Source organism: Erwinia sp. V90_4 (genome assembly GCF_029967685.1).
GTDB classification, from domain to species: domain Bacteria; phylum Pseudomonadota; class Gammaproteobacteria; order Enterobacterales; family Enterobacteriaceae; genus Erwinia; species Erwinia aphidicola.
Genome location: NZ_JASCAQ010000044.1, coordinates 33,328 through 46,312, shown reverse-complemented (window position 1 = coordinate 46,312; position 12,985 = coordinate 33,328). Strand labels below are relative to the sequence as shown.

Sequence of the window (12,985 nt, the reverse complement as noted above, 5' to 3'; positions counted from 1 at the left end):
TATGAATAAGAAGTTATTATCTGTCGCCCTGTTGTCATTATCATTTTCCAGCTTTGCGGCGCTGGCAGAGCAGGATTGTTCTAAGATGGATTCAACGGGTGGTGTTTATGATTGTGTCCAGAAGAATAAAGACGAGTCAGAGGTAGCGCTTAATAAAGCGTATGGCGAAGCAAAGAAAAAAATCACCGCTGCATACAGTAATGACGCAAGCTATGAAAAGCCCCTGCAGTTGGCTTTACTGGATGGACAGCGCGCATGGGTAAAATTTAGAGAGAATCAATGCAAAATGGAGTCCTTGGTCGCCGAAGAGGGCAGCTCTGCAAACAAAACCGCAGCTAACAACTGTATCATCAGAATGAATAAACAGCGCATCGCCCAGTTTGGTGAGATGCCTTACTAATCAATCCAATCCGGGCAGGCATAATGCGATTTATGGCTGCCCGGCAATAAAAAACTTCTGAAAGACACTCTCACGATTATGGTTCCTGCGTTATTCATAGCGGCAAAGCCTGCTGGTATTAAACCTTATAGGAAAAGCCTGATCGTTCGCTTCAGCGGCGATAACAGGTAATTAAGCTGTCAGACAGGAAAGAAAAATATTTTTTATTATTGATTAAGTGCGGCGTTATTAATGCCGCTACTTCCGCTGAAAAATGTTCGTCAGCTAACTACAGCCGAATGTGACCCGCATGAAACGCATTAAGCAGCTAGATAACATTCTCAAAAACTGATTTCCCCGCGCCCACCGCTACCTGAATTTCGCCCGTTTTAGTTTCCCTGCCGAGACGGGCGCAGTGCAGATGCCGAATACACCTGAGCAGGAACATCTTATGCGATTTACGATTATAACCACCAAACAGGGTCATCAGCCGCCGCAGAGCAGCTGCGATTTCTTGCCACCCGGCGGCACGATTGGCCGTGGCGTTGACAATAACCTGGTGCTGCCGGACGACGATCGCACCATCTCGCGGCTGCAGGCGATTGTGCACATCAGCGCCGACGGTGAGTGCCGTATCACCAACCGTGGCAACGTGACGCGCGTGCTGCTCAACGATATCCCGCTGGAGCGCGGCCGTCAGGTGGAGCTGCAGGATGGCGATGTGCTGGGCATTGATGACTATCGCCTGCAGGTCAGCGAGCTGGGCGAGGTAGCACGCCCGCTGGTGCAGCCAACGGTGGCCCCGACGGCTGCGCGCCCGCAAAGTGCAGCTGCGGCGCCTGCCGCTGCCCCGCTGGCAAAACAGGCCGCGCAGACTGCCGCCATTCCCAGCGAGATCTGGGACAGCCTGGCGCAGGAGTTCTCCATCTCTGACAACCTCTCCAGCCGCCGGCAGAATAAAAGTGCAGAGAGCTATGCCAACCCGCTCACCGCGCCCGCTGCCGCAGAGCGTAACCCGGCCGACCCGCTGGCGCAGCTGGGGCAGGGCAGCGAGCCGCTCAACTTCGATCGCCGCCAGCAGACGCCGGAGAGCCTGTTCGAGCCTGACCCGCTGTTCAAGCAGGAAAGCATCTTCGATGACAGCACCCCGAGCACGCTGTTCCAGCAGCCCGGTGCTAAAAGCCCGCTGCCGGACAGCAAGCCGCAGGATGAGCAGGACCCGCTGGCACTGTTTGGCGCCGGCAGCAGCCCGGCGCAGGTTAACAGCGACGACCCGCTGGGCCTGATGATGGGTAGCGCCGTGCCGCTGGCGCCGCTGGATGAGGAGCCTGGCCAGCAGAGCGCGCCGATAATTACGCCGCCGCCGCCGCCGCCGCACGTGCAGCCTGAAGCCGCCGCCCAGCCCGAAGCGCACGACGCGCAAAGCGCGCCAGCCGACGACCCGCTGCCGCCGCTCGACAGCGACTTCTCGCTGTTTGGCGCTGACGCCAGCCAGCAGCCTGACAACGCCGGGTTTGCCAGCTCGCCGCTGTTTGATGAGCCTGTCGATGCCGCACCCGCACCGCCGCCGCCGGACTACAGCGGCATTACGCTGCCGACCCCGCAGGCGATGGTGCGCCAGAGCGCCCCGGTGCCAAAAGGCCGCCTGCGCATTGACCCGGTCGCCAACAGCAGCCAGCAGAGCAGCGCCGCAGCGGGCGGTGAAACGCTGGATGGCGAGCTGCTCAACGCGCTGATCGGCGGCATGGGTTTGCAGGACCTGCAGCCGACGCCGCGTTTTGACCACGACTCCATCCAGGAGCTGGGGCAGATGCTGAGCATGTTCTCGCAGGGCACCGTGGCGCTGCTGTCGTCGCGTTCGATCCTCAAGCGCGGGGTGAAAGCGGAAATGACGGTGATCCTCGATGAGGCCAACAACCCGTTCAAGCTGCTGCCTTCCGGTAAGTCGGTGCTGATGCAGATGTTTGGCAGCCGCATGCCCGGTTTTATGCCGCCGAAGCAGTCGGTGCGCGATGCGCTGGTGGATCTGCAGGCGCACCAGCTGGGGATGATCGCCGGGATCCGCGCGCTGATCGCCTCCATGCTGCAGTCGTTCAACCCGCAGCAGCTGGAAGAAGAAGCGCGGGCAGAGGGAGCCACCTCGCGCCTGTCACTGCCCAGCAGCCGCAAGGCCGCGCTGTGGGATCACTTCACCAAACGCTATGGCGAAACCGCCGGTGAGATAGAAGACGACTTCCACACGCTGTTTGGCGAAGCCTTCCTCCACGCCTACGACATGGAAGTGAACCAGTACAAAGACTCTCAGATCAGATCGGAAGAATGATGAATATCACCATTGCCTCAATGTCGAACCAGGGTGAACGCGCCAGCAATCAGGATCAGATCGGCGAGATCGTCGGTGAGCGCTCGGCCTGCTTTGTGGTGTGCGATGGCGTTGCGGGCCTGCCGGGGGGCGATATCGCCGCCAGCGTGGCGCGTAACACCATTATGCAGCGCTTTGACGGGCAGCAGCATCTGAATGCCCAGCTGATCCGCGAGTACGTCAACGGTGCCAACGGCGCTATCCGCCAGCAGCAGAAAAGCGAACCGGACTATCACCGCATGGGCACCACGCTGGTCAGCCTGTTTATCGACCGTGACTACGAGCTGGCTTACTGGGCGCACGCCGGGGACAGCCGCCTGTATCTGTTCCGCCGCGGTTATCTCTACCACGTCACCACCGATCACAGCCTGGTGCAGCAGATGAAGGATGCCGGGCATCAGACCGAAGGGATCAACGGCAACCTGCTCTATTTTGCCCTCGGCATGGGCGATGAAGATCGCGATGCCAGCTACAGCGACGTGGTGCCGATTGAAGATGGCGACGCGTTTCTGCTGTGTACCGACGGCTTCTGGCACGGCGTTTCCCAGCACCATATGCAGCAGTCACTGCATATGGTCAACACGCCGGACGAGTGGCTGACGCTGATGCAGCAGATGATTAAGAAAAACGAACAACAGTCGGAGGGCAGCCAGGATAACTACAGCGCCGTGGCCGTCTGGGTCGGGGAGCCGCAGGACACAACGCTGCTGCACTCGCTGTCGGAAGCGGCGCAGTTTATTCCGCTGCGTGATTGAAACAGGAAATGGATGTTATGAAATATTGGCTGTCAGGTGCTCTCTCACTCCTGCTCGCGTCCAGCGCCTGGGCGCAGGACTATCAGATTGTGCAGTCCCGCTCGCTCAAGCTGGATATCTGGATCGACAACGTTAAAAGCAACAGTCCGCAAAGCTGGTGCGCGCGCGAACTGCCGCTGCGCATCGTCGCCAACGGCAAGAAAGATCCGGCGCTGCTGGATGATTTCCTGCCGCGCGTCGCCAGCCTGTTACAGAGCCAGTGCGCTTCGCTCAGCCAGATCCACTGGCAGATGAACGATAGCGCCGGAGCCAAACTGGCGCAGGGCAGCGCCAGCAAAGCGCAGGAGTGGGTTCCCGTGGTGACGCCGGAGGCGCCCGCAGCACCTGCCGTGGCTGCGGCGACACCGCCGGCCGAAGTGGCGCCCACGGCCCCAGCGGCAGAAGATCTCTCCCCACCCGCCGATACCACGCCGTGGATGCAGTTCAGCCTGATGGACGGCTGCCACTTCCGCACCTGGTGGCGCGGCGGCAGCCAGACCAGTGCACTGTTCGTTCCGGCCAAAGGCGGCGTCAGCTGCGGTGCTGATGGCTGGCTGAGCGGATCGGGGCAGATCACCCTCGTCGGGCACGGCGCCAGCAAAAGCCAGCGCATGAGCTTCCTACAGGGCTTCCCGGTGGCTGGCCTGAATAACAGAGCGCCAGCCCACGCGCTGCAGATACTGACGGTCAACAACCAGCGCATGGTGCTGAGCGATGAGAAACAGCCCGGCAGCTGGATGGTGGTGCCCTACGCGCCGGAGCTGAACGGTTTCCAGGCCCGCGGCGAGCTGGTAGTCCAGATCAGCGCGCAGGACGCGGCGGATAAAGCGCTGCTGCAAAAGCGCCTGAATGAGATACGCAATTTGTGGTCACCGTACCTGAGTAACAGCACCGACCTGACCATCAAACTGGTGGACGCGCTGCATCCGCAGCTGCAGGACCCGGCCGCCGGGGCATTCAGCACGCTTCATTAAGGAAAGATCATGCACTCTCTACAACAACTGATGGCCGGACAGTCCCTGAATGACACGCTGGCGCAGGTGGAAGGCCAGATCAAGCAGAAGCCCGCCGATGCTGACCTGCGCGCCAGCTTCGTCCAGCTGCTGTGCCTGATGGGGAACTGGAGCCGGGCGCTGACCCAGCTGAAAAGCTGGCGGGCGCTGAAGCCGCAGGCGCAGCCGACGGTCACGCTGCTGGAGCAGGCGATCGGCGGTGAGCTGAAGCGGGCGCGGGTGTTCAGCGGCGAGGATTCCCCACGCATGCCGGGCGACGGCTGGAGCTGGGCAGAACAGCTGTTACAGGCGCTGAGGGCCGATCATCGTGGCGACCACGCGCAGGCCCAGGCGCTGCGTGCCGCCGCCTTTGACGCTGCCGCGCTTAATCCCGGCCAGCTGCAGCGCCAGGGTGAGGAGCAGGCGCACGCTTTTGACTGGCTGATTGATGGCGATGGTCGCCTCGGGCCGCTGTGCGAGCTGATCGTTAACGGTGAGTACAGCTGGCTGCCGTTCAGCGCCATCAGCGAACTGCGTTTACAGCCCCCGGCCAGCGTCACCGACCTGGTGTGGCGCCACACGCTGGTACGGCTGATCGACGGCAGCGAACAGGTGTGTCAGATCCCGGCGCGCTACCCGCTGGCGCAGGACGACGACGACCGTTACCGGCTGGGATCGCTGACCGAATGGCGGCCCCTGAGCGCCTGTGAGCAGCAGTTCAGCGGCCACGGCCAAAAAAGCTGGCTCAGCGCGCAGGATGACTTTCCGCTGCTGAACCTGGAGACGCTGACCTTCGCCACTGCGGAGTCTGCATCATGAGCCAGCACAGCGGAGACGGGCACGACCTGCTGCACGGCGGCTATCGCCAGCGGCGCCAGCAGGAAAGCTTAAGCGCGCGCGACAAAATGCAGGCCTCGCTGCTCGACCGCCTGACCGATAACGCGCCCGATAAGCAGCAGGAGGCGGCTTACCACACGTTGATCTCCCACAGCTCGCTGCGCCGTAACGTACTGCGCGACCTGCAGTGGTTGTTTAACACCATCAACAACGAAGCCCAGCAGGACCTGCACCCCTTTCCGCAGGTTAAACGCTCCACGCTGAACTTTGGTATCGCGCCGCTGGCCGGGCAGCGCATGTCGGACATTGAGTGGCTGGATATCCAGCGCAAGCTGACGGCGGCGATCCTCAACTTTGAGCCGCGCATTCTGCCGGGCGGCCTGCAGGTGCGCTGCGTCTCCGACACCGGATCGCTCGACCTGCACAACGTGCTGTCGATAGAGATTAAGGGCCGCCTGTGGTGCGTGCCGTACCCGCTTGAATTCCTGTTTCGTACCGATGTGGATCTGGAAAACGGTCACTTTGAACTGAAAGATATCGGTTAATAAAGAAGGTCATTGTCATGGACAGCAAGCTGCTTGATTACTACAACCGCGAACTGGCCTACCTGCGTGAGATGGGGGCCGAGTTTGCCGGGCGCTATCCCAAGGTTGCCGGGCGTCTGGGGATGCGCGGCGATGAAGTGGCCGACCCTTACGTTGAGCGGCTGATGGAGGGCTTCGCCTTTCTCACCTCGCGCGTACAGCTGAAGATGGATGCCGAGTTTCCGCGTTTTTCCCAGCGCATGCTGGAGATGATCGCGCCGAACTATCTCGCGCCGACGCCGTCGATGGCCATCGCCGAGCTGCACCCGGACAGCCGCAAGGGGGATATCAGCGGCGGATTCTGCGTGCCGCGCGGCACCATGATGGACAGCCAGATCCTCAAGCAGAGCGGCGTGACCTGCAGCTATACCACCGCCCACGACGTGATGCTGCAACCGCTGGAGATAAAACAGGTCGAGCTGGGCGGCATTCCGGCCAATATCCCGCTCGGCCAGCTTGGGCTGAGCCAGCTGGGGGCGGTAAGCGCGCTGCGCATCCGCCTGAAGTGTGATGAAGCGGTGACGCTGGCACACCTTAACTTCGACAGCCTGATGTTCTTCCTCAGCGGGCCGGATATGCAGGCGCAGCAGCTGCTGGAGCTGGTGATGCAGCACTACGTGGGCGGTTTCTGCCAGAGCGTCACGGCCAGCCCGCGCCGCACGCTGCTGGATGATGGCGCGGTGCAGCAGGAGGGCTTCGCACCGGAACAGGCGCTGCTGCCGGATGACCTGCGTAACTTTGATGGCTACCGCCTGCTGCAGGAGTATTTTGCCTTTCCGGCGCGCTTCCAGTTTATCAGCATCAGCCAGCTGCGCCCGCTGCTGCAGGGCGCAGGGGAAGGGGAGCGTGAGTTTGATATCGTGCTGCTGCTGGATAAAAGCAGCGAGGCGCTGGAGCGGGTGATTGACCGCAGCCACCTGGCGCTGCACTGCACCCCGGTGATCAACCTGTTCCCGAAGGTAGCAGAGCGCCAGAAGCTGAATGACAGCGTGCATGAGTATCACCTGGTGGTGGATAACATCCGCCCGCTCGATTACGAGATCTTCTCGGTGCAGAAGCTGTACGCCAGCGGCGACAACCAGCGCGAGGAGCAGCTGTTCCGCCCGTTCTGGAGCACCTTCAGCGACGACGGCGGTAACTACGGCGCTTACTTTTCGCTGCGCCGCGAGCAGCGCACGCTGTCGGAACATGCGCAGCGCTACGGCACGCGCACCGGCTATGTCGGCTCGGAAGTGTTTCTCTCGCTGGTGGATGAACAGCACGCGCCGTGGCATGAAGATCTGCGCCACCTCAGCGCGGAAGTGCTCTGTACCAGCCGCGACCTGCCGCTGCTGCTGCAGCAGCAGCAGGGCAACTTTGTGATGCCGGACTCGGTGCCGATCCGCCAGCTGACGCTGCGCAAAGGGCCAACGGCGCCGCGTGCTGCGCTGGCCGAGGGCAAAATCGCCTGGCGGCTGATCAGCCATTTGCAGATGAACTACCTCAGCCTGATGGACGGCGATAACGGCCAGGGAGCCGCTGCGCTGCGCCAGATGCTTGGGTTATATGCCAATCTGGCCGATGCCCCGGTGGCGCGCCAGATTGAGGGCATTCGCCACTGCCAGCTTAAGCCGGTGTTCCGCCGGGTGCCGGAGCCGGGACCGATTGTGTTCGCCCGCGGCATCAGCGTTGAGCTGGAGGTGGATGAACAGGCATTTTCCGGCGCCAGCCCGTGGCTGCTCGGCAGCGTGCTGGAGCGGGTTTTCTCACGGCTGGTAGCGATTAACACCTTCACCGAAGTAACGCTCAACAGCCAGCAGCGTGGGGAGGTCGGCTACTGGGCGCCGCGCATGGGTAAAAGGACGCTGATATGACCGCGCAGGCTGCAAAAATTCATCGCCTGAAGCGCCTGCCCGCCGACTTCTGGCCCGCGCTGCAGGCCGCGCCCTGGCGTTACGACCTGTTCCAGCTGCTGCGGCGCATCGATGCACAGGGCGGGGAGCGTTATCCGCTGGGGCGTGCGCCGCTGCCGCGCCATGAACCGCTGCGCATCGGCCAGCTGCCCTCGCTGGCGTTTGCTCCCTCGACCATTGCCAGCGTTACGCCGCGCGACGGCAGCCCGCTGCATGAGGTGTCGATCTACAGCTTCGGGCTGTTTGGCCCTAACGGACCGCTGCCGGTTCACCTGACCGAGTACGCGCGTGAGCGCATCTATCACCAGCAGGACCACAGCTTCACTGCCTTTGCCGACCTGTTTCACCACCGGCTGACGCTGCTGTTCTACCGCGCCTGGGCCGATGCGCAGCCGACCGTGGCGCTGGATCGCGCCGGGCAGCGCCATTTTGAGCAGTACATCGCCAGCCTGATCGGCATGGGCCAGCCGGGCCAGCTGCAAAAAGGCAGCCTGAGCGACCACGCCCGCTTCGCCGTTGCCGGGCATCTGGCGCGCCAGGGGCGCGACGGCGAAGGGCTGGAGAAGGTCCTGCGCCACTATTTTCGCGTGCCGGTAAAGCTGGTGGAGAACGTGCCGCACTGGCAGCCGATTGACCCGCGGGAGCGCGCCAGCCTCGGGGCCGGACGGCGTAAACCGCGCCTCGGCGAGTCGGCATTCCTCGGCGTGGCGGTGCGCGATGTGCAGCATAAGTTTCGTATCGAGCTGGGGCCGCTGCCGCTGGAGAAGTACAACCGCCTGCTGCCTGGCGAACCCTGGGCCATGCAGCTGCGCGACTGGGTGCGCCAGTATCTCGGCATCGAATACGTCTGGGACCTGCGCCTGACGCTGGCGGCGCCGGATGTGCAGGGCATCACCCTCGGCGGCAGCGGGCGGCTGGGCTACAGCAGCTGGCTCGGCCAGCCCGTGACGCCGCAGCCGCGCAGTGACTTAACCTTTAGCCCGGAAGTGCAGGAAGTGATCGTCAGCTGACCCATTGCTTAAGGGCAGAATCCTATCCCATCAGATCTATAACCACTGAGAATAATCATGTCAGAGATAAGCCGCGCCGTACTGTTCGGCAAACTGGATACGCTGTTATTTACCTCTCTGGAAAGCGCCACCGCCTTTTGTAAACTGCGCGGCAATCCTTATGTGGAGCTGGTTCACTGGCTGCATCAGCTGATGCAGCACCAGGACGGCGATTTACAGCAGCTGATCCGCTATTTTTCACTGGATGAAGAGGCGCTGACGCGCGATATCGTGGCGGCGCTCGATCGGCTGCCGCGCGGGGCCAGCGCGGTGTCTGACCTCTCTGAACATATCGACAGCGCGGTGGAGCGCGCCTGGGTTTACGGCTCGCTGAAGTTTGGCGTGCAGCAGATCCGCGGCGGCCATCTGCTGATCGGCATGCTGAAAACCTTCAACCTCGCCAATCTGCTGAAAGGCATCTCGCCCCAGTTCAGCCGCATCAGCATGGACGTGCTGCTGGAGCAGTTCGACGCGGTATTCGACGGCAGCAAAGAGGCGGCGCAGGTTGCCGCCGCACCGCAGGGTAACGCGGGTAACGTTCCGCAGCAGCAGGGCACGCTGGCGCAGTATGCGCAGGACCTGACGGCGCGCGCGCGCGACGGCAAGATTGACCCGGTGGCCGGGCGTGATGAGGAGATCCGCCAGATGGTCGATATCCTGATGCGCCGCCGCCAGAACAACCCGCTGCTGACCGGGGAGGCGGGCGTGGGTAAAACCGCCGTGGTCGAAGGGCTGGCGCTGCGCATCGCCGCCGGCGACGTTCCGGCCCCGCTGCAGGAGGTGCAGCTGTGGCTGCTGGATATCGGCATGCTGCAGGCGGGCGCAGGGATGAAAGGCGAGTTTGAGGCGCGCCTGCAGGCGCTGATTAATGAAGTGCAGTCCAGCCCGACGCCGATCGTGCTGTTTATCGACGAAATCCACACCCTGGTCGGTGCAGGCGGGCAGCAGGGCACCGGTGATGCCGCCAACCTGCTGAAGCCAGCGCTGGCGCGCGGCCAGCTGCGCACCATCGGCGCCACGACCTGGGCGGAGTACAAAAAGTATATTGAGAAAGACCCGGCGCTGACCCGCCGCTTCCAGACCGTACAGGTCCACGAGCCGGACGAAGAGAAAGCGCTGCTGATGCTGCGCAGCACCGTCAGCCCGCTGGAGAAGCATCACCGCGTGCTGCTGCTGGATGAAGCGGTGGCGGCGGCGGTGAAGCTGTCGCACCGCTACATCCCTGCGCGCCAGCTGCCGGATAAAGCCGTGGCGCTTTTAGATACCGCCTGCGCGCGCGTGGCCGTCAGCCAGAGCGCGCAGCCGCCGCAGCTGGAAGACTGCCTGCACCGCATTCACGCGCTGGAGATCGAGCGCGATATCGCCGGGCGCGAAGCACGTCTCGGCATGGGTGAAGCCGGGCGCGTGGCAGCGCTGGAGCAGCAGCTGAGCGAGCTGGCCGTACAGCGCGACCAGCTGAGCGCGCGCTGGCAGCAGGAGCGGACGCGGGTCGATGCGATTATCGCCCTGCGGGCGCAGCTGCACGACGACGAGGAGGAAGATCGCGCTGCGCTGCACCAGCAGCTCAGCGCCCAGCAGCAGGCGCTGCGCGAGCTGCAGGGGGAAGCGCCGCTGCTGTTTGCCGCGGTGGATGCTAACGTGGTGGCGGCGGTGGTTTCCGACTGGACCGGCATCCCGCTGGGACGCATGGTGAAAAACGAGATCGACGCGGTGCTGAAGCTGGCCGATACCCTCAACCAGCGGGTGATTGGTCAGCGCCACGGGCTGGAGCTGATCGCCCGCCGCGTGCGTACCTCGCGCGCGCGGCTTGATGACCCGAACAAGCCGGTCGGCGTGTTTATGCTGTGCGGCCCGTCCGGCGTTGGTAAAACCGAGACCGCGCTGGCGCTGGCAGAGACGCTGTACGGCGGCGAGCAGAACATCATCACCATCAATATGAGCGAATTCCAGGAAGCGCACACCGTCTCCACCCTTAAGGGCGCGCCTCCCGGCTATGTCGGCTACGGCGAAGGCGGTGTGCTGACCGAGGCGGTGCGCCGCCGTCCTTACAGCGTGGTGCTGCTCGACGAGATCGAAAAAGCGCACCCGGACGTGCACGAGATCTTCTTCCAGGTGTTTGATAAAGGCTGGATGGAGGATGGCGAAGGACGGCATATCGACTTCCGCAACACCATTATCATCCTCACTTCCAACGTCGGCACCCAGCTGATTGACGCGATGTGTGCCGACCCGGAGCTGATGCCGGAGCCGGAAGTGCTGGCCGGGGCGCTGCGCCCGCCGCTGCTGGAGGTGTTCCCGCCTGCGCTGCTCGGTCGCCTGCTGGTGGTGCCGTACTACCCGCTGAGCGATGCGATGCTGGCGCAGATTGTGCGCCTGCAGCTGCAGCGCATTCAGCGCCGCCTGGAGGAGAACCACGGTATCGCCTCGGTGGTCGACGACAGCGTGATTGCGCAGATTGTGCAGCGCTGCACTGAAGTGGAGTCCGGCGGCCGTATGGTTGACGCCATCCTCACTAATACCCTGTTGCCGCAAATGAGCCAGATGCTGCTGTCTGCCAGCGCGCGCGACGAACAGTATCGCCGCCTGCACGTCTCACTGCTTGAAGGTGAGTTCCACTGTCAATTTGCTTAAGCTATCAGAGAGTTATCCATAATGTCTGAACATGATAACAACCGCACGGTGCCGAACGCACTGCCGGTCGGCTACCGCTTCAATGAGTTTGAGATTGAGCAGGTGATTGGCGGCGGCGGCTTTGGCATTGTCTATCGCGCCCGCGACCATCAGCTGGAGCGCACCATCGCCATCAAAGAGTTTATGCCCGCCTCACTGGCGGCGCGTAACAGCGACCTGACGCTGGTGCTGCGCAGCGAGCACTTCAGTAAAACCTTTCACGCCGGGCTGAACAGCTTTATTCAGGAAGCGCGCCTGCTGGCGCGTTTTAACCACCCGAACCTGCTGCACGTGCTGCGCTTCTGGGTGCAGAACGACACCGCCTATATGTGTACCGCGTTTTATAGCGGCACCACGCTGTCGCAGCTGCACCAGCAGCGGCCGCAGATCATCGACGAGGCCTGGATCCGCCGCCTGCTGCCGCCGCTGTTTGGCGCGATTAACGCCATCCACCAGGAGGGCTACCTGCACCGTGATATCTCGCTGGATAACATCCAGATCCAGGATAATGGGGTGCCGGTGCTGCTCGACTTTGGCTCGGCGCGTAAGGCGATCGGCAACCTGTCTGACGAAACCGAAACCATGCTCAAGCCTGGCTTCGCGCCGATTGAGCAGTACAGCGACGACAACGAGAGCGAGCAGGGCACCTGGACCGATATCTATGCGCTTGGCGCGGTGCTGCACACCCTGATTGTCGGCACGCCGCCGACCGTCAGCGTGGTGCGCAGTATTGAAGACAGCTACCAGCCGCTGACGGAGCGCCGCCCGGCGGGCTACTCGCTGCCGCTGCTTAACGCCATTGACCAGGCGCTGGCGCTGCACCCGGAAGATCGCCCGCAGACCGTCGATGCCTTTGCCGCACTGATGGAGCTGCCGGTCTCTGACATCAACGAGATCCACGAAGTGAAAGTCAGCGGACCGGGCACCATGCTGGTGCCGGTTGAGCCAGAAGCGCAAGCGCCCGCCCCGATTAACAGGCTGCAGCGCTTTATGCTGCCGGGCCTGGTGGCGGCCGGGGTGCTGGTGGGGATCGGCGTTGGGGTGCTGATGGGTTCATCCGGCGGCGATGATGCCCCGGTGGCCGCGCAGGCGCCGGCTGAAACGCCTGCGCAGCAGACCGCCAGCAATGCCGCGCCCGCTAACAGTGCTGCGGCAGCGCCAGAAGCGGCGGCGACGCCTGCTGCCGCACCGCCGCCGCCTGAGCCGATTGCCCAGGTCTATATCCGGCTGCAGCCGGGCGACAAAGTGCAGGTGAACGGTAAAGCCGAAGCGCTGGTGCCGTCGCCAAACGGCTTCGCCACCCTGCAGCTGCCGCCTGGCAACTACCAGTTTGACGTCACGAATCGCGGTGAAACCCGCAGTCAGAGCATCACTATTGAGCAGGAAGGTGCGTGGCTGCTGAACCCGCAGAGCTGACGCTATCGCC

General features: G+C 62.9%; 10 protein-coding genes. All 10 read left to right on the top strand.

Features of this window, described 5'->3' with window-relative positions; all coding sequences use genetic code 11:
* Position 1 precedes the first annotated feature (1 nt).
* A complete protein-coding gene (locus QLG07_RS11205) occupies positions 2-400 on the top strand; it encodes a lysozyme inhibitor LprI family protein (protein WP_048914727.1) in 399 nt (132 codons plus the stop codon).
* A gap of 430 nt (positions 401-830) precedes the next feature.
* Positions 831-2,702 carry a type VI secretion system-associated FHA domain protein TagH gene (gene tagH, locus QLG07_RS11200; protein ID WP_282469232.1) on the top strand — a complete coding sequence of 624 codons (1,872 nt, stop codon included), beginning with the start codon at positions 831-833 and terminating at the stop codon, positions 2,700-2,702.
* Entirely contained in the window at positions 2,702-3,496 is a 795-nt protein-coding gene (locus tag QLG07_RS11195) for a protein phosphatase 2C domain-containing protein (RefSeq protein ID WP_133625125.1), read from the top strand. Before tagH ends, QLG07_RS11195 begins: the two co-directional genes overlap by 1 nt.
* A gap of 17 nt (positions 3,497-3,513) precedes the next feature.
* On the top strand, positions 3,514-4,509 hold the full coding sequence (locus QLG07_RS11190; protein WP_048914731.1) for a hypothetical protein: 996 nt from the start codon (positions 3,514-3,516) through the stop codon (positions 4,507-4,509).
* A 9-nt stretch (positions 4,510-4,518) separates the two neighbouring features.
* A complete protein-coding gene (locus QLG07_RS11185; RefSeq protein WP_282469231.1) occupies positions 4,519-5,346 on the top strand; it encodes a type VI secretion system accessory protein TagJ in 828 nt (275 codons plus the stop codon).
* Positions 5,343-5,909, top strand: coding sequence for a type VI secretion system baseplate subunit TssE (tssE, locus tag QLG07_RS11180; RefSeq protein ID WP_099754723.1), 567 nt, complete (start codon positions 5,343-5,345; stop codon positions 5,907-5,909). The genes QLG07_RS11185 and tssE overlap by 4 nt, the downstream gene beginning before the upstream one ends.
* Before the next feature lie 17 nt (positions 5,910-5,926).
* Entirely contained in the window at positions 5,927-7,801 is a 1,875-nt protein-coding gene (tssF, locus tag QLG07_RS11175; RefSeq protein WP_282469230.1) for a type VI secretion system baseplate subunit TssF, read from the top strand.
* The gene (gene tssG / locus QLG07_RS11170) at positions 7,798-8,850 is read left to right on the top strand and encodes a type VI secretion system baseplate subunit TssG (protein WP_282469229.1); all 1,053 of its coding nucleotides are present in this window, start codon (positions 7,798-7,800) and stop codon (positions 8,848-8,850) included. The genes tssF and tssG overlap by 4 nt, the downstream gene beginning before the upstream one ends.
* A 57-nt stretch (positions 8,851-8,907) precedes the next feature.
* Positions 8,908-11,520, top strand: coding sequence for a type VI secretion system ATPase TssH (tssH, locus tag QLG07_RS11165; RefSeq protein ID WP_282469228.1), 2,613 nt, complete (start codon positions 8,908-8,910; stop codon positions 11,518-11,520).
* Between the two features lie 21 nt (positions 11,521-11,541).
* Positions 11,542-12,975, top strand: a complete 1,434-nt coding sequence (locus QLG07_RS11160; protein ID WP_282469227.1) for a serine/threonine-protein kinase — start codon at positions 11,542-11,544, stop codon at positions 12,973-12,975.
* The last annotated feature ends 10 nt before the right edge of the window (positions 12,976-12,985 follow it).